General features: G+C 60.5%; 23 protein-coding genes. 17 read left to right on the plus strand and 6 right to left on the minus strand.

The genetic code is table 11. The features are described 5' to 3' along the window. The first annotated feature begins 5 nt into the window (after nt 1–5). Nucleotides 6–809, plus strand: a complete 804-nt coding sequence (locus JFT66_RS18250; protein WP_034117237.1) for a phosphatase PAP2 family protein — start codon at nt 6–8, stop codon at nt 807–809. Between the two features lie 75 nt (nt 810–884). Here the strand turns inward: JFT66_RS18250 and JFT66_RS18255 are convergent, their stop codons facing one another. Next, entirely contained in the window at nt 885–1,292 is a 408-nt protein-coding gene (locus JFT66_RS18255; protein WP_162524886.1) for an RNA-binding S4 domain-containing protein, read from the minus strand. Between the two features lie 116 nt (nt 1,293–1,408). Here JFT66_RS18255 and rimA point away from each other — a divergent pair, with 116 nt between their 5' ends. Genes rimA through rimK form a run of 3 tightly spaced genes read left to right on the plus strand, consistent with a single transcriptional unit; the run spans nt 1,409 to nt 3,586 of the window. Then, nucleotides 1,409–2,188: a S6 modification regulatory phosphodiesterase RimA gene (rimA, locus tag JFT66_RS18260; RefSeq protein ID WP_162524885.1), complete on the plus strand. Its 780-nt coding sequence runs from the start codon at nt 1,409–1,411 to the stop codon at nt 2,186–2,188. A 13-nt stretch (nt 2,189–2,201) separates the two neighbouring features. After that, entirely contained in the window at nt 2,202–2,684 is a 483-nt protein-coding gene (gene rimB, locus JFT66_RS18265) for a retropepsin-like aspartic endopeptidase RimB (RefSeq protein ID WP_034117234.1), read from the plus strand. Next, nucleotides 2,681–3,586: a 30S ribosomal protein S6--L-glutamate ligase gene (gene rimK, locus JFT66_RS18270; RefSeq protein WP_034117233.1), complete on the plus strand. Its 906-nt coding sequence runs from the start codon at nt 2,681–2,683 to the stop codon at nt 3,584–3,586. Before rimB ends, rimK begins: the two co-directional genes overlap by 4 nt. A 96-nt stretch (nt 3,587–3,682) precedes the next feature. Here rimK and JFT66_RS18275 read toward each other — a convergent pair whose 3' ends face one another. Together JFT66_RS18275 and ompR are read right to left on the minus strand one after the other, a co-directional pair. Next, a complete protein-coding gene (locus JFT66_RS18275) occupies nt 3,683–4,996 on the minus strand; it encodes an ATP-binding protein (protein WP_034117232.1) in 1,314 nt (437 codons plus the stop codon). Between the two features lie 116 nt (nt 4,997–5,112). After that, on the minus strand, nt 5,113–5,853 hold the full coding sequence (ompR, locus tag JFT66_RS18280; RefSeq protein ID WP_034117231.1) for an osmolarity response regulator transcription factor OmpR: 741 nt from the start codon (nt 5,851–5,853) through the stop codon (nt 5,113–5,115). A 356-nt stretch (nt 5,854–6,209) separates the two neighbouring features. Between ompR and JFT66_RS18285 the strand changes: the two genes are divergently transcribed. From JFT66_RS18285 to tauD, 7 genes are all read left to right on the plus strand, one after another. Next, entirely contained in the window at nt 6,210–8,534 is a 2,325-nt protein-coding gene (locus JFT66_RS18285) for a Tex family protein (RefSeq protein ID WP_153838613.1), read from the plus strand. Continuing rightward, nucleotides 8,534–8,917 (plus strand): PaaI family thioesterase, encoded by a 384-nt coding sequence (locus JFT66_RS18290; RefSeq protein ID WP_052224518.1) that lies wholly within the window; start codon nt 8,534–8,536, stop codon nt 8,915–8,917. Before JFT66_RS18285 ends, JFT66_RS18290 begins: the two co-directional genes overlap by 1 nt. 214 nt (nt 8,918–9,131) lie before the next feature. Beyond that, nucleotides 9,132–10,715, plus strand: a complete 1,584-nt coding sequence (gene gshA, locus JFT66_RS18295) for a glutamate--cysteine ligase (RefSeq protein WP_153838612.1) — start codon at nt 9,132–9,134, stop codon at nt 10,713–10,715. Nucleotides 10,716–10,889: 174 nt separating this feature from the next. Further along, nucleotides 10,890–11,867, plus strand: coding sequence for a taurine ABC transporter substrate-binding protein (gene tauA, locus JFT66_RS18300; protein WP_198859814.1), 978 nt, complete (start codon nt 10,890–10,892; stop codon nt 11,865–11,867). 16 nt (nt 11,868–11,883) lie between these two features. Then, nucleotides 11,884–12,663 (plus strand): taurine ABC transporter ATP-binding subunit, encoded by a 780-nt coding sequence (gene tauB / locus JFT66_RS18305; protein ID WP_034117227.1) that lies wholly within the window; start codon nt 11,884–11,886, stop codon nt 12,661–12,663. Continuing rightward, a complete protein-coding gene (gene tauC, locus JFT66_RS18310) occupies nt 12,660–13,496 on the plus strand; it encodes a taurine ABC transporter permease TauC (protein WP_153871661.1) in 837 nt (278 codons plus the stop codon). Before tauB ends, tauC begins: the two co-directional genes overlap by 4 nt. A 3-nt stretch (nt 13,497–13,499) precedes the next feature. After that, complete coding sequence (gene tauD / locus JFT66_RS18315) at nt 13,500–14,348, plus strand: taurine dioxygenase (protein ID WP_034117225.1); 849 nt, start codon at nt 13,500–13,502, stop codon at nt 14,346–14,348. A gap of 129 nt (nt 14,349–14,477) precedes the next feature. On the opposite strand, the gene mgrA is transcribed toward tauD, so the two are convergent. From mgrA to epsC, 3 genes are all read right to left on the minus strand, one after another. Then, the gene (mgrA, locus tag JFT66_RS18320) at nt 14,478–15,515 is read right to left on the minus strand and encodes an L-glyceraldehyde 3-phosphate reductase (RefSeq protein ID WP_153838608.1); all 1,038 of its coding nucleotides are present in this window, start codon (nt 15,513–15,515) and stop codon (nt 14,478–14,480) included. Between the two features lie 140 nt (nt 15,516–15,655). After that, nucleotides 15,656–17,617: a choline transporter BetT gene (gene betT, locus JFT66_RS18325; protein WP_198859865.1), complete on the minus strand. Its 1,962-nt coding sequence runs from the start codon at nt 17,615–17,617 to the stop codon at nt 15,656–15,658. Nucleotides 17,618–18,038: 421 nt separating this feature from the next. Beyond that, nucleotides 18,039–18,965, minus strand: a complete 927-nt coding sequence (epsC, locus tag JFT66_RS18330; protein WP_034117222.1) for a serine O-acetyltransferase EpsC — start codon at nt 18,963–18,965, stop codon at nt 18,039–18,041. A gap of 166 nt (nt 18,966–19,131) precedes the next feature. Between epsC and JFT66_RS18335 the strand changes: the two genes are divergently transcribed. From JFT66_RS18335 to JFT66_RS18360, 6 genes are all read left to right on the plus strand, one after another. Beyond that, nucleotides 19,132–20,127, plus strand: a complete 996-nt coding sequence (locus JFT66_RS18335) for a D-cysteine desulfhydrase (protein ID WP_153871664.1) — start codon at nt 19,132–19,134, stop codon at nt 20,125–20,127. A gap of 204 nt (nt 20,128–20,331) precedes the next feature. Beyond that, nucleotides 20,332–21,126 carry a cystine ABC transporter substrate-binding protein gene (tcyJ, locus tag JFT66_RS18340; protein WP_034117220.1) on the plus strand — a complete coding sequence of 265 codons (795 nt, stop codon included), beginning with the start codon at nt 20,332–20,334 and terminating at the stop codon, nt 21,124–21,126. Further along, nucleotides 21,126–21,791, plus strand: a complete 666-nt coding sequence (tcyL, locus tag JFT66_RS18345) for a cystine ABC transporter permease (RefSeq protein WP_003187646.1) — start codon at nt 21,126–21,128, stop codon at nt 21,789–21,791. The genes tcyJ and tcyL overlap by 1 nt, the downstream gene beginning before the upstream one ends. A gap of 3 nt (nt 21,792–21,794) precedes the next feature. After that, complete coding sequence (gene tcyN, locus JFT66_RS18350) at nt 21,795–22,541, plus strand: L-cystine ABC transporter ATP-binding protein TcyN (protein WP_034117219.1); 747 nt, start codon at nt 21,795–21,797, stop codon at nt 22,539–22,541. 373 nt (nt 22,542–22,914) lie between these two features. After that, nucleotides 22,915–23,712 (plus strand): hypothetical protein, encoded by a 798-nt coding sequence (locus tag JFT66_RS18355; protein ID WP_034117218.1) that lies wholly within the window; start codon nt 22,915–22,917, stop codon nt 23,710–23,712. Between the two features lie 187 nt (nt 23,713–23,899). Then, a complete protein-coding gene (locus JFT66_RS18360) occupies nt 23,900–25,141 on the plus strand; it encodes an SfnB family sulfur acquisition oxidoreductase (RefSeq protein WP_198859815.1) in 1,242 nt (413 codons plus the stop codon). The last annotated feature ends 2 nt before the right edge of the window (nt 25,142–25,143 follow it).

Consider the following 25,143-nt stretch of genomic DNA (forward strand, 5'->3'; position numbering starts at 1 on the left):
AGTTTATGAACAATCCGGGTTTGTTCCAAGCCAAGTGGGACCTCCGGCGATGGGCTCTTTGCAATCTACTCGCTATCGGGCTGCTGTGTTTTTGGCTGTGGCCCACGGGCCAGATGCTCTGTGTGATTTTCGACGAGTGGCTGTTTCATCTGCTCAACGGCCCGCTGGCGACTAACTCGACTTGGTTGCATGTGTGGGCCGTGGCCAGCCTGCGGCCATTTGATGCAGTGGTCGGCGTGATTCTGCTGGCCTTGCTGATACGCGGCGACTGGGTATTCAAGGCCGTGCAGGTGCGCCAGGCGTTTTTTGGCTTCCTCTGCATTTTGCTGCTGTTGCTGTTTATCCGCATGTTGTTCTCCAAACTCGCCGCGCAGATGGGCTGGCAGCACAGTAGCCCGTCGATGGTGATCAGCGGCGCGATTCAAATGAGCGATTTTTTCCCAGGGCTGGAGAAAACCTGGGAGCTGAAGGACCGTTCCAGCCAGAGCTTCCCTGGCGATCACGCTTCGGTGCTGTTGATCTGGGCGATGTTCATGAGCGTGTTTGCCAAGCGCATCGGCCAGGTGCTGGTGATCTGGGGCCTGGCGCTGCTGTTCATGATGCCGCGACTGGTAGCGGGCGCGCACTGGGGCCAGGACGATTACATCGGTGGGGTGCTGCTGGCGCTGTTGGCGCTGGGGTGGGGGTATTACACGCCATTTGCGGCGAAGGTGTCGGGGTTCCTGTTGCGGGTAACCGCGCCGGTGTTCGGATTGCTGGGCAAACTGCCGGTGATCGGGCGACTGAGTGTCATGCGCACAACCGCTTAATACCGCGAGCTAAAGGTGGGAGGGGACTTACCCACTCCCACATTTTGATCTGCTGCCGACTGTAGATTTGTGCAGTCAATCGTCGTTGCCACTGCCACGGAACTTGAACAGATCGCGGCGCTGCTTCTTGCTCGGCTTGCCATCGGTGGTCATGCCGGTAGCGCCGGCTTTGCGCAGGGCCGCCGCGCTTTCACGTTTGGCAATACTCGCTTCGGTCTCGGCGTACAGCGCCTGCGCTTCGGGTGCTCCACGGCGCACGACAGAAAGCGCCTGAACCACGACGGTTTTTTCGTCGAAACCCACGCGGATCTGCAACTCATCTCCCACACGTGGCTCTTTGCCCGGCTTGCAGCGCTCGCCGCGATGGTGCACCTTGCCACTCTCGATGGCGGCCTTGGCCAGGGCGCGGGTTTTATAGAACCGCGCCGCCCACAACCACTTGTCCAGCCGGACCTTTTCTTCCTCTTCCTGCTTTTGAGCCACTTGAATTCCTCGCTCTGAAAAATGTCGCAACTTTACCGTTGAAACCCTTCGACGCATAAATCCCAAGGCTCACCTAAGATACGCCAGGTAGCACCCCGTTTTCGCGAGGATTCGCTGTGACCGACTTTCCCATTTCACTCACCTCGCCCGACCTGCGGTGCGTTGGCTGCCAGCAAAGCGAGCCCTTGGGCTTTGATTTCGCCTTCGCCTACCAGCCTATCGTAGACCTTCGGGATCACTCTGTTTTTGCCCACGAAGCCTTGGTGCGGGGCACCCACGGCGAGGGCGCGCTGTCGGTGCTGGCACAGGTCAATGAAAGCAACCGTTACCGCTTCGACCAGCGTTGCCGTACACAGGCGATTGCCGGGGCTGCCGCCTTGGGGATGCAAACCCGCCTATCCATTAACTTCATGCCCAATGCCGTGTATCGGCCTGAGCTGTGTATTCGCAGCACCTTGGAGGCGGCACGGGCGCATAACTTTCCCTTAGACCGGCTGATTTTCGAGACCCTCGAACACGAGCACGTAGATAACTATCGCCATTTGACGAATATTCTGCGTGAATACCGCGAATTCGGCTTCATGACCGCCATCGACGATTTCGGCGCGGGCTATTCGGGGCTGAACCTGCTGGCCGATTTCCAACCTGACTTGATCAAACTCGACATGGCGCTGATCCGCGATGTCGACCAGGACCGTGTCCGCCAGGTGATCGTCCAGGGGATTGTCACAATCTGTGAGCAGTTGGGGGTTACTGTCATCGCCGAAGGCATCGAAAGTGCCGGCGAGCGCGACTTCCTGTTCGACTGCGGAATATTTCTGATGCAGGGCTACTGGTTCGCCAGGCCCGCATTCAAAGCGTTGGCCGAGGTTTCTCCTCAGGCCTGGGCGAATTAACCGGTTACCCATATTGAAGACATTTGACCATTTGACCGTTGTGGGTCTGCGTGAGTGGGTGGCACTTCCCGACCTGGGAGTGGCGGGCCTGCGCGCGAAGATCGACACCGGTGCCAGCACCTCAAGCCTGCACGCCACCGATATCGAACCCTTTGAGCGTGACGGTGAAAAATGGGTGCGCTTTACCGCGCACCTGGGCAGCGTGGTGCAACTGCGTCACCGCCGCTGTGAAGCGCCCCTGGTGACCATGAAGACCATCAAGAGCTCCAACGGCCATGCGCAGGTGCGCTACGTGATAAGCACTACCCTGGCGTTGGGTGATCGGGTGTGGCGGGTGGAATTCACCCTCGCCTGCCGCAAAGCCATGCGTTATCGCCTGTTGCTGGGCTCCAAGGCGCTGATTGACGGCCAATTGGTGGTCAGCCCCGGCGTCAAGTACGTTCAAGACAAGCCGGTGTTCCCGGTCTCCACTATTTCTGCCCCAGGTGCTGCATGAAGATTGCTGTGCTGTCGCGAAACCCGCGTCTGTATTCCACCCGCCGCCTGGTCGAGGCCGGCACCGAACGTGGCCACGAAATGGTGGTGATCGACACGTTGCGTGCCTACATGAACATTGCCAGCCACAAGCCGCAGATCCATTACCGGGGCAAACCCCTGGAAGGCTTTGACGCAGTGATCCCGCGTATCGGCGCCTCGGTGACGTTTTATGGCTGCGCAGTATTGCGCCAGTTTGAAATGATGGGGGTGTTCCCGCTGAATGAATCCGTGGCCATTGCACGCTCGCGGGACAAGCTGCGTTCGCTGCAGTTGCTGTCGCGCCGAGGTATCGGCCTGCCGGTCACCGGCTTTGCCCATTCCCCGGATGACATCCCCGACCTGATCGAGATGGTCAATGGCGCACCGCTGGTGATCAAGGTGCTGGAAGGCACCCAGGGCATCGGCGTGGTGATGTGTGAAACAGCAACGGCAGCGGAATCAGTCATCGAGGCGTTCATGGGCCTCAAGCAGAACATCATGGTGCAGGAATACATCAAGGAAGCTGGCGGTGCGGATATCCGCTGCTTCGTGGTGGGCGACAAGGTGATTGCGGCCATGAAGCGCCAGGCCAAGCCGGGAGAGTTCCGCTCCAACCTCCATCGTGGCGGCAGTGCCAGCTTGATCAAGATTACCCCGGAAGAACGCATGACCGCGTTGCGGGCTGCCAAGGTGATGGGGTTGAGCGTTGCAGGTGTCGATATCCTGCGCTCCAACCATGGGCCGCTGGTGATGGAGGTGAACTCCTCGCCGGGCCTTGAAGGGATCGAGACAACCACTGGCAAGGATGTGGCGGGGATCATCATTCAGCACTTGGAGAAGAATGGTGGGCCGAATATGACGAGGACCAAGGGCAAAGGCTAGAGGAGCAGTTGGTAGCATCAAGCTATAAGCTGCAAGAAGGAGCAAAAGCAGTTTGCTCTTCTCTTGCAGCTTGAAGCTTAAAGCTTGCCACTGCCTCTATACCGCATCTCTAGGCAGCATCAGACCAAGCGGCAGACGCACCCGCGCTTCCAACCCGCCTTCTTCCCGGTTGCGCAGTTCCACATTGCCGCCATGCATCGAGGCGATACGCCGTACGATCGCCAGCCCCAACCCGGTGCCCTTGCCACCACGGGCTCGGTCGCCGCGAGTGAAGGGGTTGAAGATGCCCTCCAGCTCAGCCGGGTCGATCCCCGCACCACGGTCCATCACGCTCAACACCACATAAGGTGCTGCACTGTCGCCGGAGACGTACGCCGCCACTTCCACATCGGAACCGGCATGGTGCAAGGCGTTGCCGATAAGATTGTTCAGCAGGCGCTTCATAGACACCCGACGCAGCGCGAACGGCTGGATCGGCTCCAGCCGCATGCGCACCTGATCACCGTTCTGGTTATAGGGCGCAACCACCTCACGCACGAGGTCTGTCAGGTCGACCTCCTCAACCACCTCATCACGGCCGTCGCGGATGAACGCCAGGAACTGGTCCAGGATCGCGTCCATGTCTTCGATGTCGCGAACCATGTCATCGGTAAGGTCGGAATGGTTACCCATCAGTTCCAAGGACAAGCGCAATCGAGTCAATGGCGTGCGCAAGTCATGGGACACCCCGGCCAGCATCAACTCGCGCTCGCGCCCGGCCTGTTCGACGTCTTCCGCCATCTGGTTGAACGCGCCGTAAACTTCGGTCATCTCACTGGGCGTATCGCTCACCGGCAGGCGCACACTGCGCCCCTGGCCCAATTGGCGAGCGGCAAAAACCAGGCGCTTGAGTGGTTGGTTGAGCTGACGGACGAAAATCCAGGCGGACGCCGTTGAAAGCAAGCCGATGGCCAGGAACCAGCCCAACACGTTCCAGATTTTCTGCCCGCGCAGCGGATGCGGATAAAGCGGAACCTTGATCCAGGCATCTCCCAGGCTTGGCGCCCGCACCCACAGCGCAGGTGAAACATGCATGCGCAGCCGCACCTCTGTGTCGTCGCCCAACTCGGCCTGCATCTGGCGCTGGTAGATCTCACTGTAAGGCCAATGCTGCTCGCCCTCAGGCACACCGGCTCCGTCAACCCGAATCAGCGTCGATGCCTTTGCCACCTTTTCACGGTTCTCGGGGTCCACGGCCCAGTACGCACGTAATGTCAGGGCGACACCATGGCTGTACTGTCGGTCCACCAGCACGTCTTCGTTCATCAACAGATAAACCAGCGTGAGGGCCTTGGAAAATAGAACGACGATCAGCACCAACCAAAGGGTGCGGGAGAAGAAACTTTGCGGGAACCACAGCGGGGTTTTCATAGATGAAAGCTGCACACCTTGCAGGAACGAGCGGTGCTCGCAGAATTGCAGACGCCGGGTATCCCGTCGACCCTTATGGAGTCAAACGCCAGGATACCCGCCCTGCAAATCATCGGTCACTTGGTTGCGGTGCCATCCGGCACAAACACATAACCCACACCCCACACCGTTTGGATATACCGCGGCTTGGATGGGTCCGGCTCAATCATTCGGCGCAATCGGGAGATCTGCACGTCGATAGAACGCTCCAGGGCATCCCATTCCCGACCACGAGCCAGGTTCATCAGCTTGTCACGGGTCAGCGGCTGGCGAGCGTTCATCACCAAAGCCTTGAGCACCGCGAATTCGCCGGTGGTGAGCATGTGCACTTCTTCACCACGCTTGAGTTCACGGGTGGCCAGCGACAGTTCGTAGTCGCCAAAGGTGACGCTTTCGTCTTCGCTGCCCGGTGCGCCCGGTACCGATGGGGCCTGGCGCCGCAATACGGCCTTGACCCGCGCCATCAGCTCATCAGGGTTGAACGGCTTGGCCAGGTAATCATCAGCGCCCAGCTCGAGGCCTTTGATGCGGCTCAGTTCATCGCCCTTGGCGGTGAGCATGATGATTGGAATCTGGTTGTTCGCACCGCGCAGGCGCTTGCAAGCCGTGAGGCCATCTTCGCCAGGCAACATCAGGTCGAGTACGACCAGGTTGAACACTTCACGCCCTAACAGGCGGTCCATCTGCTCGGTGTTCGGCACCGCGCGGGCACGGTAGCCCTTGGAGTTGAAAAAACGTTCCAACAGGCTGCTCAGCCCCGGATCGTCATCAACGATGAGAATTTTTTCGCCTTCAGCAGTTTGTGCGGTGCTGCTCATTGGATGCTCCTCTTATCTCGGCGCGCATTATGGCGTAGCTGCCGTTATACGCACCGTGTGCATTGTTAGCAGATTTTTCATCTACTGCCAGCGAACCCACGCCCTACAACCTCCGGCGCAGTACCCCCCAAGGGCAGAACGCTGGTTACAATGCGGCGCCTCCGTGCAGGGCAACGTCAGATCGTTACCGTTTGCTGCCGGGCTTTTTTTACCCGCTTGTCGTGAATTTTTCGATTTCGAGGGTCAATAGGCAGCCTCTTGACCCAGGCAGCGGCGCCAGTCGGGCCGCTCAACCAGCCTCACCGTGCCTTGTTTTACGGGCCGGCGAGCTGATTTTAAGAATTTCAGGTGGTTTTATGGACAGCATCAACAGCCGCATCGCCGAGGAACTCGGTGTACGCCCACAGCAGGTCGAAGCGGCCGTCGCTCTACTGGATGAAGGCTCTACGGTGCCTTTCATCGCCCGTTACCGAAAAGAAGTGACCGGCAGCCTCGACGACATCCAATTGCGGCACCTGGAAGAGCGCCTGCGCTACCTGCGAGAACTCGACGAACGGCGTATCAGCATCCTCGCCAGCATCGAGGAGCAGGGCAAGCTGACCCCGCAACTGGAACGCGACATCAAGCTCGCGGACACCAAGACCCGCCTCGAAGACCTTTACCTGCCGTACAAACAGAAACGTCGTACAAAGGGCCAGATCGCCCTGGAAGCCGGCCTGGGCGACTTGGCCGACGGTCTGTTCAACGACCCGTCGCTGACCCCGGAAACCGAAGCCGCCCGCTTCATCGACGCGGAAAAAGGCGTCGCCGACGTCAAGGCCGCCCTCGAAGGCGCCAAGTACATCCTGATGGAGCGCTTCGCCGAAAACGCTAGTCTCCTGGAGAAGCTGCGTACTTACCTGAAGCAGGAAGCCATCCTCAGCGCCCGCGTCATCGCCGGCAAAGAGGAAGAAGGCGCCAAGTTCCGCGACTACTTCGAACACGACGAGCCGCTCAAAAGCATGCCCTCCCACCGTGCCCTGGCGATTTTCCGCGGCCGCAACGAAGGCATTCTCAGCTCCGCGCTGAAAGTCGGCGACGAGCTGCCGGGCACCATGCACCCGTGCGAAGGCATGATCGGTCAACAATTCGGCATCCAGAATCAGAATCGTCCTGCGGATAAGTGGCTCGGTGAAGTCGTGCGCTGGACCTGGAAGGTCAAGCTCTACACCCACCTGGAAACTGACCTGCTGGGTGAGCTGCGCGACGGCGCCGAAACCGAGGCGATCAACGTGTTCGCCCACAACCTGCACGACCTGCTGCTGGCCGCACCGGCCGGCCCGCGTGCCACCCTGGGCCTCGACCCGGGCCTGCGTACCGGCTGCAAGGTCGCGGTGGTCGACGCTACCGGCAAGCTGCTGGACCACGCCACCGTGTACCCACACGTACCCCACAACAAATGGGACCAGACCCTGGCGATCCTTGCTGCACTGTGCGCCAAGCACGCGGTGGACCTGATCGCCATCGGCAACGGCACCGCCAGTCGCGAAACCGACAAGCTGGCCGCCGAACTGATCAAAAAATACCCAGCCATGAAGATGACCAAGGTCATGGTTTCCGAGGCGGGCGCTTCGGTGTACTCGGCCTCGGAGCTGGCGTCCAAGGAGTTTCCGGACCTCGATGTGTCGATTCGTGGTGCTGTCTCTATCGCTCGTCGCCTGCAAGACCCGTTGGCGGAACTGGTGAAGATCGACCCTAAATCCATCGGCGTCGGCCAGTACCAGCACGACGTGTCGCAGCTGAAACTGGCACGCGGCCTGGATGCGGTGGTGGAGGACTGCGTAAACGCCGTGGGCGTGGATGTGAACACCGCCTCCGTGGCGCTGCTGGCGCGGATCTCGGGCCTCAACTCCACGCTGGCGCAGAACATCGTCACCCACCGTGACGAAAATGGCGCGTTCAAAACCCGCGCCGCGCTGAAAAAAGTCGCACGTTTGGGTGAAAAAACCTTTGAACAGGCTGCCGGTTTCCTACGCGTGATGAATGGCGATAACCCGCTGGACGCGTCTGCCGTTCACCCGGAAGCCTACCCGCTGGTGCAGCGCATTGCGGCCGAGACTGACCGCGACATCCGTTCGCTGATCGGCGACGCCGCGTTCCTCAAGCGCCTTGACCCAAAAAAGTACACCGACGAAACCTTCGGCGTGCCAACCATCACCGACATCCTGCAAGAGCTGGAAAAACCTGGCCGCGACCCGCGTCCCGAGTTCAAGACGGCCGAGTTCCAGGACGGCGTCGAGGACCTCAAGGACCTGCAACTGGGCATGATCCTCGAAGGCGTGGTGACCAACGTGACCAACTTCGGCGCATTCGTGGATATCGGCGTGCATCAGGATGGTTTGGTGCATATCTCCGCGCTGTCGGAGAAATTCATCAAGGACCCTCGCGAAGCGGTGAAAGCTGGTGACGTGGTCAAGGTCAAGGTCATGGAAGTCGACATTCCGCGTAAACGCGTGGGCCTGTCGATGCGCATGAGCGATACCCCTGGCGAGAAAATCGACGGTGCCCGTGGCGCCCGCCCAGGTTCGGCACCGCGCCAATCGCAGAACAACGCGCCGCGCAAGGAAACCACCCCAGCCGCACCGAGCAACAATGCCATGGCATCGTTGTTTGCCAACGCCAAACAGTTGAAGAAACGCTGATGGAAATCCCGGCCGGCTTGACCCAGAGCGCGTTCAGCGAACTGATCGGCTGCCGCCTGCAACGCCTGGATGAGGGCGTTGCCGAGGTGGCCCTGACCCTGGAGCCGCACCTGCGCAACCGCGCGGGCAAGCTCCATGGTGGGGCGATTTTCAGCCTGGTGGACATAACGATGGGGCTGGCCTGTTCCAGCGCCCATGGTTTCGACCAGCAGAGCGCCACCATCGAGTGCAAGATCAACTATATCCGCGCCGTGGAAGACGGTGAGGTGCTGTGCACCAGCCGGGTGATTCATGCCGGTCGGCGTACGTTGGTGGTCGAAGCCGACGTGTACCAGGGCGAAAGACTTGTCGCAAAAGCGCAGGGCACGTTCGCTGTCCTATAGCTCCCCACCCTCGATTTGAGTTAATTTCGACGCTGCGATAACAGCGTTGGAATTTTCTTGCTGCGCTATAGCCCAATTCATGGAGTGAAGTAGGCTTTTTCAAAGCGGATCAAATCGACTCAAAACCAGGCGATAACGCCAGTTTTAACTTCACCCTTGTAGACCGTCCTGCCCACCCCCATATTGGGGCGACTGACGCGTGAAGGAATCCAACTTGAGCGAACTTCTCAACCGCCGCCTGGCCCTGCTCGGCAAGCGCGAACACCTCTCCCTGCTAGAGCAATGCTTGCACGGCATCGAGCGCGAATGCCTGCGCGTCACCAGCGAAGGTCGCCTGGCGCAAACGCCGCACCCCGAAGCCTTGGGCGCCGCGTTGACCAACGAACAGATCACCACCGACTACTCGGAATCGCTGCTGGAGTTCATCACCCCGGCCCTGCCCGACCCGGCCGATACCCTGAGCAGCCTCGACAAGATCCATCGCTTTGCCTACACCAAGCTGGGTAGCGAGTACCTCTGGAGCCCCTCGATGCCGTGCCCGTTGCCGGCCGAGGAAGATATTCCGATTGCCTACTACGGCACCTCCAATATCGGCCAGCTCAAGTACGTGTACCGCAAGGGCCTGGCCCTGCGGTACGGCAAGACCATGCAGTGCATCGCGGGTATCCACTACAACTTTTCCCTGCCGGAACAGTTGTGGCCGCTGCTCAAGGAAGCGGAAGGGTTTGTCGGCACCGACCGTGACTACCAGTCCACGGCCTACATCGCACTGATCCGTAATTTCCGTCGCTACAGCTGGCTGCTGATGTACCTGTTCGGTGCCTCGCCGGCCCTGGACGCCGGTTTCCTGCGCGGGCGCTCACACCAGTTGGAAGTGCTCGACGCCGACACCCTGTACCTGCCCTACGCCACCAGCCTGCGCATGAGCGACCTGGGTTACCAGAGCAACGCCCAGGCCGGCCTGACGCCGTGCTACAACGACCTGGCCAGCTACACCGACAGCCTGCGCGAAGCGGTGGCCACGCCCTATGCGCCATACGTCGAAGTCGGTACGCACAAGGATGGTGAGTGGGTGCAGCTCAACACCAACATCCTGCAGATCGAAAACGAGTACTACTCCAATATCCGTCCCAAGCGGGTGACCTACACCGGCGAGCGCCCGATCCAGGCACTGATGGCCCGTGGCATTCAGTACATCGAAGTGCGCTGCCTGGACATCAACCCGTTCCTGCCGATGGGTATTGACCTGCCGGAGTCGCGTTTCCTCGACGCGTTCCTGCTGTACTGCTCGCTGAACGACAGCCCACTGTTCGCCAACAACGAGTGCGGCAACGCCACCTCCAACTTCCTCAGCGTGGTCAAGGAAGGTCGCCGTCCGGGCCTGCAATTGCAGCGTGACGGCCAGGCGGTGGATATGAAGGAGTGGGCGGCCGAGCTGCTGGAGAAGATTGCACCACTGGCCGCGCTGCTCGATGAGAGCCATGGCATCACCGAACACAGTGAAGCGCTGGACGCTCAGTTGGCCAAGGTCAGGGACCCATCCCTGACACCATCGGCCCAGGTGTTGGCGGCAATGGCTGAGCGCAAAGAGAGTTTTGCGCAGTTCTCCCTGCATCAGAGCGAGGTGCATGCCGCGCACTTCCGTAACGAGCCGTTGCCGGCAGACGAGCAGGCGCGCTTCGAAGAGCTGGCACGCAAGTCGCTGGCACAACAGGCCGAACTGGAGCAGAACGAAGTGGGCGATTTTGATGTGTTTGTCGGCTCGTACCAGGCCAGCATCCTCGCCATCAGCAACTGAAGCTTGTGTGGGAGGGGGCTTGCTCCCTCCCACATTTTGCCCCTCGCCTGATTGAAGATTTGCTTCAACCTTTCTCCTCATAAGCTAATTCGAAAACGTTATTTATTTTCGGGTTCTTAGATCATTTAGTCTCCTCACACGCCGACCCTCGGCCGCCTGATTGAGGAGCTTCCCTTGAAATTGCTGACCCCTCTGCGCCTCTTGGCCGCATTGTCCCTGGCCGGTGCCAGCCTGTTTGCCCAGGCGGCGGATGTGACCATTGCGTACCAGACCACTGTGGACCCGGCCAAAGTCGCCCAAGCCGACGGCGCCTATGAAAAAGCCACCAATGCCAAGATCGACTGGCGCAAATTCGACAATGGCGCCGACATCATCGCCGCCATCGCCTCAGGCGACGTGCAGATCGGCTACCTCGGTTCCAGCCCGCTGACCGCCGCAGTCACCCGCAAAGTCCCAGTACAAACTTTTCTCGTCGCCACCCAGATAGGCGGCGCCGAAGCCCTGGTGGCGCGTAACGGTTCGGGGATCAACAGCCCCCAGGACCTGGTCGGCAAAAAGATCGCTGTACCCTTCGTTTCCACCGGCCACTACAGCCTGCTGGCCGCGCTGAAACACTGGAACATCGACCCGGCCAAAGTCACCATCCTCAACCTCGCCCCATCCGCCATCATCGCCGCCTGGAAGCGCGGTGATATCGACGCCACCTACGTGTGGGACCCAGCCCTGGGCGTGGCCAAGGAAAACGGCAAGGTGCTGATCACCTCCGGCGAACTGGCCAAGTTTGGCGCGCCGACATTTGATGCCTGGATCGTGCGTAAAGACTTCGCCGAGAAGCACCCGGAGATCGTCACCGCCTTCGCCAAGGTCACCCTGGATGCCTACGCCGCTTACCGCAAAGACCCACAAGCCTGGCTCGCCGACACAGGCAACGTCGACAAGCTGGTGAAACTCTCCGGCGCCAAGCCCAGCGACATCCCCTTGCTGCTGCAAGGCAACGTCTACCCGCTGGCCGCTGACCAGATAACCCTGCTGGGCGCACCGACCACCAAGGCGGTGACCGATACCGCGGTGTTCCTCAAGGAACAAGGCAAGGTCGACGCCGTGCTGCCGGACTACGCCCCTTACGTCAGCGCCAAGTTCATCACCCACTGATCAGGAGTTCATTGCGATGGCCTTGCTACAACTGGAGCGCATCAGCGCACAGTACCCAGGCGCCCCGGAACCGGTACTGTCCGACATTTCACTGGACCTTGGGCCGCAGCAACTGCTGGTCGCCCTCGGCCCGTCCGGCAGTGGCAAGACTTCGCTGCTGAACCTGATTGCCGGTTTTGTCGAACCTTCTGCCGGGCGTATCACCCTCGACGGTGTGCCAGTCAAAGGCCCCAGCGCCGAGCGCGGGGTGGTGTTCCAGGACGACGCCCTGCTGCCCTGGCAGGACGTGCTGGCCAATGTGGCTTTCGGCCTCGAACTGGCCGGCGTGCCCAAGGCGCAGCGCGAAGTACGCGCCCGCGAAATGCTCGCGCTGGTAGACCTGGCCGGTTTCGACAGCCGCCGTATCTGGCAGCTCTCCGGTGGCCAGAAGCAACGCGTCGGCCTGGCGCGTGCCTTGGCGGCAGACCCACGGGTATTGCTGATGGACGAACCCTTTGGCGCCCTCGATGCCTTCACCCGCGAACAGATGCAGGAGCTTCTGCTGCAAGTCTGGCGGCGCACGGCCAAGCCGGTATTCCTGATTACCCATGACATTGAAGAAGCCGTGTTCCTCGCCACGGATTTGATCTTGCTGGCGCCCAACCCCGGCCAGATCGTCGAACGTCTACACCTGGATTTCGGCCAACGTTATGCCGCCGGTGAATCGGCGCGGGCGATCAAATCCGACCCGCGCTTTATCGAAACCCGCGAACACGTATTGGGTAAAGTGTTCTCCCAACGGCAGGTGTACGCATGAGCAGCTACGAACTTCCCGCCACGGCCACCCAGCCAGTGGCGCATGCCGTTATCCCGGTACGCCGCAGCCTGAGCACGCGCTGGATCAGCCTATTGACCCTGGTCGCCTTGCTCGCCCTCTGGTGGGCGGTGACCGCCACCGGCTTGATCGAACCCCTGTTCCTGCCGCCACCCTCCGCCGTGCTGCAAAAGGGTTGGCTGCTGGCGACCACCGGCTATATGGACTCCACTTTGTGGCAGCACCTGGGCGCGAGCCTCAGCCGAATCGGCCTGGGGCTGGGCTTTGCGGTGCTGACTGCCGTGCCAGTGGGGATTGCCATCGGTGCAAACCGTATTGCCCGTGGCATTCTCGATCCGCTGATCGAGTTCTACCGGCCGATCCCACCACTGGCCTACCTGCCGTTGATCGTGATCTGGTGCGGCATCGGTGAGCTGTCCAAAGTGCTGCTGATCTACCTGGCAATCTTCGCCCCGATTGCCATCGCCACCGCAACCGGCGTGCGTACCGTCGACCCGGCCAAGCTGCGTGCCGCGCAATCGTTGGGCGCCACCCGCACACAACTGATTCGCCATGTGATCCTGCCCAGCGCGCTGCCCGACATCCTCACCGGTGTGCGTATCGGCCTGGGCGTGGGCTGGTCGACCCTGGTCGCGGCCGAGCTGATCGCGGCCACCAGTGGCCTGGGCTTCATGGTGCAGTCGGCGGCGCAGTTTTTGGTCACCGATGTGGTGGTGCTGGGGATCCTGGTGATCGCCCTGATCGCATTCGCCATGGAAATGGGCCTGCGCGCCCTGCAGCGTAAATTAGTGCCATGGCACGGCCAGGCACACTAAGAAATGAGAACTCAATTGAGCAGCCTGACCGTTACCCCATTAAGCACCGCCCTGGGCGCCCGGATCAGTGGCGTCGATATCACCCAACCGCTGAGCGTCGAACATCGCGATGCCATCGAGCAGGCGCTGCTTACCCACTCGGTGCTGTTCTTCCGTGGCCAACCGATCACCCCGCAGCAACAGGCGCGGTTCGCGGCGCACTTCGGCGACCTGCACATCCACCCGATCTACCCCAACGTGCCGGAACAGCCTGAAGTGCTGATCCTCGACACCGCCGTCACTGACGTGCGCGACAACGCCGTGTGGCACACCGATGTAACCTTCCTGCCCACTCCGGCCCTCGGCGCGGTGCTCAGCGCCAAGCTGCTGCCGGCGTTTGGCGGCGATACGCTGTGGGCCAGCGGCATTGCGGCGTACGAGGCGTTATCCACGCCGATGAAGGTGCTGCTCACGGGGTTGACTGCAACCCACGACTTCACCAAATCCTTCCCGCTGGAGCGCTTCGGCAACAGCGCCGAAGACCTGGCGCGCTGGGAAGAAACCCGCAGGAAAAACCCGCCGCTGTCCCATCCCGTGGTGCGTACGCATCCGGTGAGTGGGCGCAAGTCGCTGTTTGTCAGTGACGGGTTCACCACCAAGATCAATGAGCTGGAACCGCCTGAGAGTGAAGCGATTCTCAAGCTGCTGTTCGCCCACACCACCCGCCCGGAATTCACCATACGCTGGCGCTGGCAGGAAAATGACGTGGCGTTCTGGGATAACCGCGTGACACAGCATTACGCGGTGGATGATTACCGGCCGCAGCGGCGGGTGATGCATCGGGCGACGATTCTGGGCGACGTACCGTTCTAGAGCCTGCCGAAGTTCAAATGTGGGAGGGGGCTTGCTCCCGATAGCAACCTGTCAGTCACCTCTGTGCTGGCTGACTCACCGCTATCGGGAGCAAGCCCCCTCCCACACTTTTAACCCAGCAGTGTCAGGTTATTCAGCGGTAGATGGTTTTTCCCAAAGGTTGATCCCGCCTTCCTGCGCAAACCGATCAATCTCCGCCAGCTCCTCAGCACTGAAGCTCAAGTTCTTCAACGCCCCGACGTTCTCGATGATCTGCTCCGGCCGGCTCGCGCCGATCAGCGCACTGGTCACCCGTGGATCACGCAACGTCCACGCCAGGGCCAACTGAGCCAGGCTCTGGCCACGACGCTGGGCGATTTCATTCAGTGCGCGCACATGGGCGATGTTGGCCTCGGACAAGTGCTTGGCTTGCAGCGAGCCGCCACCCGGGCGATTGACCCGTGCATCGGCCGGTACGCCATTGAGGTACTTGTCGGTAAGCAAGCCCTGGGCCAGCGGCGTGAAGGCGATCACCCCGGCACCGAGTTCTTCGGTGGTGTCCAGCAGGTCTTTTTCCACCCAGCGGTTGAGCAGGTTGTAGGCCGGTTGGTGGATCAGCAGCGGCACTTTCCACTCGTTGAGCAAGGCTGCGATTTCGCGGGTTTTCACCCCGGAATAGGACGAGATGCCGATGTACAACGCCTTGCCTTGTTGTACGGCGGTGGCGAGGGCGCTGGCGGTTTCTTCCAGAGGGGTATCGGGGTCAAAACGGTGGGAGTAGAAGATATCCACATAGTCGACACCCAGGCGTTGCAGACTCTGGTCCAGGCTCGCCAGGATGTATTTGCGCGAGCCACCGCCCTGGCCGTAAGGGCCGGGCCACATGTCCCAACCGGCCTTGCTGGAGATGATCAATTCGTCGCGATAGTGCTTGAAGTCTTCGCGCAGCAACCGGCCGAAGTTGATCTCGGCGCTGCCGTAGGGCGGGCCGTAGTTGTTGGCCAGGTCGAAGTGGTTGATACCCAGGTCGAACGCCGTGCGCAGCAGTGCGCGCTGGGTGTCGATCGGGGTGCTGTCGCCAAAGTTGTGCCACAGCCCCAGGGACAGTGCCGGCAGCACCAATCCACTGCGACCTACGCGGCGATAAGGAATAGATTCATAGCGGTTTTCGGCAGCAATGTACGTCATCGAATCCTCTCTTGATCTGGGCCAAATAAGGCCTGGGAATATGCATATTCCCAGGCCTTTTAAACAGCTGAATCGCTTAAGTCTGCCTCTTCCTTTTACAGCAAAGGCCTACTTGAGAGGAACGGTTTACCGCATATTACTCAGCGCACCAGATGCAGGAACTGCAAGTGACGCTCGTACTGATCGAGGATGTCGTTGATGATCTGCTCCTTGGTGTAGCCCACCAGGTCATAGTCCTGGCTGCCCTCGCTCAAGTGCACTTCCGCCCGGTAGTAGCGGCGATTGTTGAGCTGCTTGGAACCCATGCCGCCGCGTGCAAATGAAGGCGTGAAATAGCCGCGCATCTGCACCTGGTAAACGAACGGATGCTCTTCGCCGTGACCGATTTCCAGGCTGACGCTGTCGTTGGACGGGTCGGGCTGAGTGACGACGTTGAGGCCTTTTTCGACAAACACTGCCGTCACTTCTTCAATCGCCGGACGCACCGTGGTTTCAAGGAAGCGGTACACCTCGTCCCGCGACGGGAAATGCACGGCCTGGCTCAAACGCTGACGCCAACCACCCGTGCCCTTGCGTGAGCCCGAAACCGGCGCCAGCGAATGCAACTGCGCAATCTGCTTTTGCGACTCGAGGTAAAAGGCCTTGTGCAGCCCCCACATCATCAACAACAGGATCAACGAGAACGGCAGCGAGGTCAGCACCACCGCCGATTTCAGCGAATCGATGCTACCGGCAAACAACAACGCACTGGTGACCAGTGCCGTCATCGCGCCCCAGAACACCCGCAGCCACTTCGGCCCGTCTTCATCGGCGTTGCCGCCTTTGGACGACAGCGTGGACAGGACAACGGTGCCCGAATCAGCCGAGGTCACAAAGAACACAAAGCTGATAAACACAGTGACCGCAATAACGGTCTTGCTCCATGGGTAGGTTTCCAGCAGCAGGTAGAGGCTCATCGACGGATCATCGATGGCCGACTGGCCCAGTGCGGCCATGCCATGGTTGAGCACCTGGTCGATGGCGCTGTTACCGAAGATCGACATCCACGCCAGGGTGAAGCCCAACGGGATCAACAGCACGCCGAACACAAATTCGCGGATGGTCCGGCCACGGGAAATACGGGCGATGAACAAGCCCACGAACGGCGACCATGCAATCCACCAGGCCCAGTAGAACACTGTCCAGCCACCCAGCCAGTCGCTCGGCTTGTCGTAGGCGTACACATCGAAACTCTTGGTGGGCAATGCGCCCAGGTAGTCACCGATGTTCTGGATCAAGGTGTTGAGCAAGTGCTGGGTAGGCCCGGCAAACAACACAAACAGCAGCAGCGCACAGGCCAGCAGCATGTTGATGTCGGACATCACCCGCACACCCTTGTCGACACCGGCTACGGCAACGATGATCGCCGCGCCCATCATCAGGGTGATCAGGCCCACCTGAATCCACTGGGTATGGGCAATGCCAAACAGGTAGTCCAGGCCGGAGTTGAGGTGCAACACGCCAAAGCCCATGTCGGCGCCCAGGCCGAATACCGTGGCGATGATGCCGAAGCCATCCACCGCGTAACCGATAGGCCCGTTGATGCGCTTGCCGATCAGCGGGTACAGCGCTGAACGCAACGCCAGCGGCAGGTTATGCCGATAGGCGAAATACGCCAGGGCCATGCCGACAAACGCGAACACGCCCCAGCCATGCAGGCCCCAGTGCAGGAACAATACCTGCATGGCCTGGCGCGCCGCATCGGCGTTCATTGCTTCGCCCTGGGGCGGTTGCACCAAGTGGGTCAACGGCTCCGAGACGCAGAAGAAAAACAGCGTGATGCTGATCCCGGCGGCGAACAGCATGCCGGCCCAGGACAGGTAACTGAATTCGGGCTCGTCGTGGTCGGCACCGAGTTTTATCTTGCCGTAGCCCGATAGCGCGGTGACCACCACGAAGACCAGATACAGGGTCATCGCCAGCATGTAGTACCAGCCGACCGTATTGGCCGCCCAGTTTTGCGCTGCCAACAGCCAGGCACCGGCCTGTTGCGGGATAGCGATGACGGTAATGCCAAACAGCAGGATAAAAGTCGCGGCAAAGTAGAAAACGGGCGCATTCATGCGCACCATGCCGCTGGATGGGGTGGACGATGCACTCATGAACGATGCACCCCTGGGGTGTGAGATGTGGCTGTAAATAACGGACTCAGCAAAGGTAAGCCTCCTGTTGTGAGCGGGCAGCGAACCACCGGTTTAACTTGAACGAACATTCAAGTTAAACATGGATAGGCGGTCTGGGACTAATCGCAGGGCTGAGTGGTAGGTAATTCCTACACTAGCTCAAGGATTGGTATGACGGGTGTAGGAGACAAATCGTTCAGCGATTACTGACTGAAATACGGTTCAAATTTGGAATGCAGTCAAATGTGGGAGGGGGCTTGCCCCCGATGGCGGTGGTTCAGCCAATTCATTTTTGACTGACACTCCGCTATCGGGAGCAAGCCCCCTCCCACAGGGTTTTGTGTGATTTCCAAGACCTGCACTATTTTTGCGCCCCATCATCATGCTGCAGATTCGCCTGGGTAATATTCGCCCCCGCCGGCACGCTGCGGGTCAGCCACACATTACCGCCAATGGTCGAACCCTGGCCGATGGTTATCCGCCCCAGGATCGTCGCCCCGGCATAAATCACCACGTCATCCTCAACGATAGGGTGGCGCGGATGGCCTTTCTGCAACTGCCCGTCTTCGTCCGCCGGGAAGCGCTTGGCGCCCAGTGTCACGGCCTGGTAGATGCGCACCCGCTCGCCGATGATCGCCGTCTCGCCAATCACCACGCCCGTGCCGTGGTCGATAAAGAAGCTCGGGCCGATCTGCGCGCCCGGGTGGATATCGATGCCGGTGGCCGAATGGGCAATCTCCGCACTGATCCGCGCCAACAGCGGCAAACCCGCACGGTACAGGTGGTGAGCCAGGCGATGATGGATCACCGCCAGGATGCCCGGGTAGCACAGCAGCACTTCATCCACACTGCGGGCGGCCGGATCGCCGTGATAGGCCGCCAGTACGTCGGTATCCAACAGGCTGCGCAGGGAGGGCAAGGCCAAGGCAAAATCCTGGATCAGGCGGATGGCGTGGGCATCCACCCCGCTGTCGTCCTCACCGCCCTGGCGTGCGGCGTAGCGCAACTCAAGGCGCGCTTGAGCGAGCAAGGCGTTGAGCGCCACGTCGAGGGTGTGCCCTACGTAGAAGTCTTCGCTTTCTTCGCGCAGGTCCACCGGGCCCAGGCGCATCGGGAACAATGCGCCGCACAAGGCTTCAAGGATCTGCGCCACCGCCTCGCGGGACGGCAACTCGCGACCACCATGCTCGCCACTCAAGCGACCGTTACGCGTTCGCCACTGGTCGCGGGCGCCGCGCAGCTGGCTGACGATGGTCTGCAATTGCCAATGACTGGAACGCTCACTCACGGTATTCACTCCTGACGAAATGGCCATCACTTTACGGTATGCAGCCTGGCAGCTCTTAAGAACCAATGGTATGAGCCTAAGAACTATCCGGTATAAGCGATTGACGGTTGCCCGATGAAAAGTGCCTGCCTATAGTCCCTCAATCACTTAGTCACCGTGCATAACCATGATCAAACAACAGCTCGACCGCTTTAACCGTCTGGAACTGCTGGGTGGCGCCACCGCCCTGGAAAAACTCGAGCGGCTGTCGGCCTGGCTGGGCAGGGACATCTACGTCAAACGCGATGACACCACGCCGCTGGCCATGGGTGGCAACAAGCTGCGCAAACTTGAATACCTGGCGGCTGACGCCATTGCCCAGGGCGCCGACACCCTGGTAACCGCTGGCGCATTACAGTCCAATCACGTACGCCAGACCGCCGCGCTCGCCGCCAAACTTGGCCTGGGCTGCGTCGCCCTGCTAGAAAACCCCACCGGTACCGAAGACCCCAACTACCTTGGCAACGGCAACCGCCTGCTGCTGGACCTGTTCGACGCCAAAGTCGAGCTGGTGGAGAACCTTGACAACGCCGATGACCAACTCAACGCCCTCGCCGACCGCTTGCGCAGCAATGGCAAGAAGCCGTACCTGGTGCCCATCGGCGGCTCCAATGCCCTCGGTGCGTTGGGCTACGTGCGTGCCGGGTTGGAGCTGGCCGGGCAGGTTGAAGATAGTGGCATTGAATTCGCCGCCGTGGTGCTCGCCTCCGGCAGCGCCGGTACCCACAGCGGCCTGGCGTTGGCCTTGAGCGAAGTGCTGCCGCAGTTGCCGGTGATCGGTATTACCGTGTCGCGCACCGAAGAAGCGCAGTTCCCCAAAGTGCAGGGCCTGGCCGAACGCACCGCCGAGTTGCTGGGTATGGAGATTCCCGACGCCTTCAAGGTGACCTTGTGGGACGAATATTTCGGCCCCCGTTATGGCGAGCCCAACGCCGGCACCCTCTCCGCGATCAAACTTTTGGCCAGCCAGGAAGGTCTGCTGCTGGACCCTGTCTATACGGGCAAGGCCATGGCCGGTTTGCTGGATGGCATCGGGCGCCAGCGATTTGCGGATGGGCCGATTATCTTCCTGCATACCGGTGGGGCGCCGGCGTTGTTTGCCTATGACTCGGCTTTCAACTGAATGTGTGGGAGCGGGATTGCTCGCTCCCACAATAAACCTGCGGCATATTCCTTAAATGAATATGAAATTAGATTTATATTATTTTCAAGTCTTAAAAACCGGCTTTATCATCGCGCCGCAGGCGAAGACGCGCACCGCGCTTTAAGGCAGGATACGACTACCGCGTCACTTGCTTCGCTCACCATAAAAACACAGGGGCTCTCCATGACTATTTCTGTATTACGTCGCACGCTGCTGGTCGGCACATTGGGCCTGGCGCTTGGCGCCGGCTGGCTGGGCCAGGCGGTTGCCGGCGAGCAGCTGGACAACATCAAGAAGGCCGGCGAGATCAAGATCGGCCTGGAAGGCACCTACCCACCGTTCAGCTTCGTCGATGAAAGCGGCAAGCTCAGCGGCTTCGAGGTGGAGTTGTCCGAAGCGCTGGCCAAGGAACTGGGCGTCAAGGTCAAGCTGCAAGCCACGCCATGGGACGGCATCCTCGCCGCCCTGGAATCCAAGCGCCTGGACGCCGTGGTCAATCAAGTGACCATCTCCGAAGAACGCAAGAAAAAGTACGACTTCTCCAAGCCTTACACCGTCTCCGGTATTCAGGCGTTGGTGCTGAAGAAGAACGTCGACACCATCAAGACCGCCGACGACCTGGCCGGCAAGAAAATCGGCGTGGGCCTGGGCACCAACTACGAACAATGGCTCAAGGACAACCAGCCTAAAGCCATCATCAAGACCTATAACGATGACCCGACCAAGTTCCAGGACCTGCGCATCGGCCGTATCGACGCGATCCTGATCGACCGCCTGGCCGCCCTGGAATACGCCAAGAAAGCACCCGACACCGCCGCTGCCGGTGACGCCTTCTCCCGCCAGGAAGCCGGTATCGCCCTGCGCAAAGGCGAGCCTGAACTGCTCGACGCGGTGAACAAGGCCCTCGACAAACTGCGCGCCGACGGCACCTTGAAGAAGCTGTCCGAGAAGTACTTCAACGCTGACGTCACTCAGTAATGGAAGCAGGTTTCCAACTCGCGCTGGACTCCGCGCCCTTTCTGCTCAAGGGCGCGTACTACACGGTGATTCTCAGCCTTGGCGGGATGTTTTTCGGCTTGCTGTTGGGCTTCGGCCTGGCGTTGATGCGTTTGTCGCGCTTCAAACTGCTGAGTTGGACTGCCCGGGTCTACGTGTCGTTCTTTCGCGGTACGCCCTTGCTGGTGCAGCTGTTCCTGATCTACTACGGCTTGCCGCAAGTGGGCATCGAGCTGGATCCGATTCCGGCGGCCATGATCGGCTTTTCGCTGAATATGGCCGCCTACGCCTGTGAGATCCTGCGGGCCGCCATCGCGTCCATCGAGCGTGGGCAGTGGGAAGCCGCCGCCAGCATCGGCATGACCCGCGCACAGACCCTGCGCCGGGCCATCCTGCCGCAGGCCATGCGCACGGCTTTGCCGCCCCTGGGCAACAGCTTTATCTCGTTGGTCAAAGACACCGCGCTGGCCGCCACTATCCAGGTGCCAGAGCTGTTCCGCCAGGCCCAACTGGTGTCGGCGCGTACCTTCGAAATTTTCACCATGTATCTGTCCGCAGCCCTGATCTACTGGATCCTGGCGAGCATCCTGGCGCATCTGCAAAATCGTCTGGAAGACCGGGTCAACCGGCATGACCTGGAGTCTTGAAGCATGATCGTGGTTGAAAAACTGACCAAACAATTCAACGGTCAGGTGGTGCTCAACGGCATCGACCTTGAGGTCAAGGAAGGCGAAGTCGTCGCCATCATCGGCCCCAGCGGTTCGGGCAAGACCACCTTCCTGCGCTGCCTGAATTTCCTCGAAGAACCTACCAGCGGCCGCATCAAGGTGGGTGACATCGAGATCGACAGCAGCAAGCCGCTCAACCAGCAACAGGGCCTGGTGCGGCGCCTGCGCCAGCACGTGGGCTTTGTGTTCCAGAACTTCAACCTGTTCCCTCACCGCACCGCGCTGGAAAACGTTATCGAAGGCCCGATCGTGGTCAAGAAGATGCCACGCGAGGCGGCGACCGAGTTGGGTCGCAAGCTGCTGGCCAGGGTCGGCCTGGCGGGCAAGGAAGCGTCCTATCCGAGGCGGCTGTCTGGCGGCCAGCAACAGCGCGTGGCGATTGCCCGGGCGCTGGCCATGGAGCCGGAGGTGATTCTATTCGACGAACCCACCTCCGCCCTCGACCCAGAGCTGGTAGGCGAAGTGCTGTCGACCATCCGCAGCCTGGCCGAGGAAAACCGCACCATGGTCATCGTCACCCACGAGATGAGCTTCGCCCGGGATGTGGCCAACCGGGTGATCTTTTTCGACAAGGGCGTGATCGTCGAACAAGGCGAAGCCAAGGCGTTGTTCGCCAACCCCAAGGAAGAACGCACCCGGCAGTTCCTCAGCAAATTCCTCGCCCACTGACCCCCCACCCTCTGTAGGAGCGAGCTTGCTCGCGAAAAACGCCCAGGCGACACGGTAAATCTGATTCACCGCGTTATCGTTAACGTTCTTCGCGAGCAAGCTCGCTCCTACAAGAGGTTGCCGTTCCAGCGCGTAAAACACCCCGCCATAACCCCCTTAAAATCCCCCTCCCCGTCAGACCCGTCTGAATATCTTCAAACTCGCCGTTTAGCCTTTTGCCTCCATTGACGCTCCTTGGCCAACCCTCTTATCTAGCGCCTTGAGGATTGGATCCCATCCCGGCTATTGACTGAATCGTGCCTTTCGAAACGCCTCGCGCCTGTGCGCCGAGGGTTCGGAACGATTGCTGCTGGCTGCATCAAGGAGAGTACCTATGACACACACACAACCCCCGGCCATGCTCACTGCCCCCAAATTGCCCCAGGCGATTGGAAACGGCATCAGCGCCCTGGCCTCCACACACTTGCAGGTCGATATTTCTCCCTACCCGGGCATGGAAGAAGGCGACCTGATCGAACTGTTCTGGAACAACTGCTTTGCCGCCTCGCGCAAGGTGACGGCTTGCAAGATCGGCACGTTCACCCACCTGTGCGTGCCAGAAAGCTTTGTGCAGGACGGTCCGGCGCGCGTCCATTACCAAGTCCTGCAAATCGGCCATGGCCCTATGCGCTCGGCTGTCACCTTGGTGCGGGTCAAGACCAACTACCCCGGCGGCCAACCCTCGCCTCGCCTCAACAATGACAGCAGCGATGAAAACCAGCATCTGGCCCCCGTCGACCTGCCCGAGACGATCCGCCGCTACGGCGTCAACAGCAGCCAGGTACGACGCGGCATTCCGCTGACCATCGAGCCTTACCTGAACATGAGCTCAGGCGATGCCATTACCTTGCGCTGGGGCGATGTACGCCTGGACCTGCCGAAAATCCAAGCCAAAAGCGTCGGCATGGCGGTACAGGTGTGGGTGCCGCCCCACGTCATTATCGAAGCCGGCGACGACTGCCGGTTGGACGTCACGTACTGCATTCTTGATCGTGTCGGGAATAATTCACGCTGGGCGCCCTCCCGCACCTTGCGCATCGCCGCCTGCGCGTCAGCAGCACCCGCCAGCCAGGCAACGCCTGCGACGGGCTATCAACCGCGTCGCTTCGGTTCACCCTGTGAGCCGGGGTGACAGCCCTTCTATGCATATTCCTAAAAGTTAGTTTATTTAAAAAATAAACACGCTTAGGGTATATGCACCGGACCACCGGACATTCCTGATTTTTCTGTTTTCATTTCATTGAATGCGAGGTCGGTATGGTCAGAATTACCCCGGTGCACAACGCCAGGGCATTGCGTGCAGCCAAGGAGCGGCGCTGATGTCTAACTTGGCTCTAACACCCCCCCAGAGTGATCTGGACATAGCTCCCCTGTTGTTGCCGGCCACGGTGCTGCGCGACGACGCCCAGGCGTTGAGCGCCGCCCATGAGCTGGCACAGGCGGCACGCTTGCAAGCCGCCAAGCGCGACCAGCAACGCAAACTGCCATGGGCACAGCTGGAGCAATTCACCCGAAGCGGCTTGGGCAGTATTTCCATCCCTCGCGAATACGGCGGCCCGCAAGTGTCGTTTGTGACCCTGGCCGAAGTCTTCGCGATCATCAGCGCAGCCGACCCGGCCCTCGGGCAGATTCCACAAAACCATTTCGGCATCCTGCACCTGTTGCAGGGCACCGCCACCGAGCGCCAGAAAAAGCAGCTGTTCCAGAGCGTGCTCGACGGCTGGCGCATCGGCAACGGCGGCCCGGAACGCGGCACCAAAAATACCCTGGAGCTCAAGGCTCGCCTCACGGCCGAAGGCGATGGGTTCGTGGTCAGCGGCCAGAAGTTCTACTCCACAGGCGCACTGTTTGCCCACTGGGTGGCGGTGAAGGCGCTGAACGATGACGGCAAGCAAGTCATGGCCTTTGTGCGGCGTGGCAGCGAAGGGCTGCGCATCGTGGACGACTGGTCGGGCTTTGGCCAACGCACCACCGCCAGCGGCACCGTATTGCTGGACCGGGTGCCGGTGGACCCGGAGTTGGTCATCGACAACTGGCGCCTGGGCGAAAGCCCGAATATCCAGGGTGCCGTGTCGCAACTGATCCAGGCGGCCATCGACGCCGGCATCGCCCGTGGCGCCCTTGACGACACTATCGCCTTCGTACGCGAACGCTCACGCCCCTGGATCGACGCCAAGGTCGAGCGGGCTAGCGACGACCTGTATGTGATCGCCGATATCGGCAAGCTGAAGATCGAACTGCACGCCGCCGAAGTACTGCTGCGCAAGGCCGGCCAGGTGCTCGACCAGGTCAGCGCCGCACCGATCACCGCGCAGTCCGCCGCACGCGCTTCGATTGCCGTGGCCGAGGCCAAGGTGCTGACCACCGAAGTGTCGTTGCAGGTCACTGAGAAGCTCTTCGAGCTGGCCGGCAGCCGCGCCACCCTGGCCGAATTCAACCTCGACCGGCACTGGCGCAACGCCCGGGTACACACCCTGCACGACCCGGTGCGCTGGAAGTATCACGCTATCGGTGCCTATCGACTGAACGGCACTTTACCTGCTCGTCACTCCTGGATTTAACC

Origin of the sequence: Pseudomonas sp. MF6755, from assembly GCF_016405635.1 — a bacterium.
Classification (GTDB): domain Bacteria; phylum Pseudomonadota; class Gammaproteobacteria; order Pseudomonadales; family Pseudomonadaceae; genus Aquipseudomonas; species Aquipseudomonas haemolytica.

What these genes read in the sequence shown, in the direction of transcription:
- JFT66_RS18250 (WP_034117237.1), top strand. Translation starts at nt 6, where the DNA reads ATGAACAATCCGGGTTTGTTCCAAGCCAAGTGGGACCTCCGGCGATGG.
- rimK (WP_034117233.1), top strand. Translation starts at nt 2,681, where the DNA reads ATGAAGATTGCTGTGCTGTCGCGAAACCCGCGTCTGTATTCCACCCGC.
- JFT66_RS18275 (WP_034117232.1), bottom strand. Translation starts at nt 4,996, where the DNA reads ATGAAAACCCCGCTGTGGTTCCCGCAAAGTTTCTTCTCCCGCACCCTT.
- ompR (WP_034117231.1), bottom strand. Translation starts at nt 5,853, where the DNA reads ATGAGCAGCACCGCACAAACTGCTGAAGGCGAAAAAATTCTCATCGTT.
- JFT66_RS18285 (WP_153838613.1), top strand. Translation starts at nt 6,210, where the DNA reads ATGGACAGCATCAACAGCCGCATCGCCGAGGAACTCGGTGTACGCCCA.
- JFT66_RS18290 (WP_052224518.1), top strand. Translation starts at nt 8,534, where the DNA reads ATGGAAATCCCGGCCGGCTTGACCCAGAGCGCGTTCAGCGAACTGATC.
- tauB (WP_034117227.1), top strand. Translation starts at nt 11,884, where the DNA reads ATGGCCTTGCTACAACTGGAGCGCATCAGCGCACAGTACCCAGGCGCC.
- tauC (WP_153871661.1), top strand. Translation starts at nt 12,660, where the DNA reads ATGAGCAGCTACGAACTTCCCGCCACGGCCACCCAGCCAGTGGCGCAT.
- tauD (WP_034117225.1), top strand. Translation starts at nt 13,500, where the DNA reads ATGAGAACTCAATTGAGCAGCCTGACCGTTACCCCATTAAGCACCGCC.
- mgrA (WP_153838608.1), bottom strand. Translation starts at nt 15,515, where the DNA reads ATGACGTACATTGCTGCCGAAAACCGCTATGAATCTATTCCTTATCGC.
- betT (WP_198859865.1), bottom strand. Translation starts at nt 17,617, where the DNA reads ATGAATGCGCCCGTTTTCTACTTTGCCGCGACTTTTATCCTGCTGTTT.
- JFT66_RS18335 (WP_153871664.1), top strand. Translation starts at nt 19,132, where the DNA reads ATGATCAAACAACAGCTCGACCGCTTTAACCGTCTGGAACTGCTGGGT.
- tcyJ (WP_034117220.1), top strand. Translation starts at nt 20,332, where the DNA reads ATGACTATTTCTGTATTACGTCGCACGCTGCTGGTCGGCACATTGGGC.
- tcyL (WP_003187646.1), top strand. Translation starts at nt 21,126, where the DNA reads ATGGAAGCAGGTTTCCAACTCGCGCTGGACTCCGCGCCCTTTCTGCTC.
- tcyN (WP_034117219.1), top strand. Translation starts at nt 21,795, where the DNA reads ATGATCGTGGTTGAAAAACTGACCAAACAATTCAACGGTCAGGTGGTG.
- JFT66_RS18355 (WP_034117218.1), top strand. Translation starts at nt 22,915, where the DNA reads ATGACACACACACAACCCCCGGCCATGCTCACTGCCCCCAAATTGCCC.
- JFT66_RS18360 (WP_198859815.1), top strand. Translation starts at nt 23,900, where the DNA reads ATGTCTAACTTGGCTCTAACACCCCCCCAGAGTGATCTGGACATAGCT.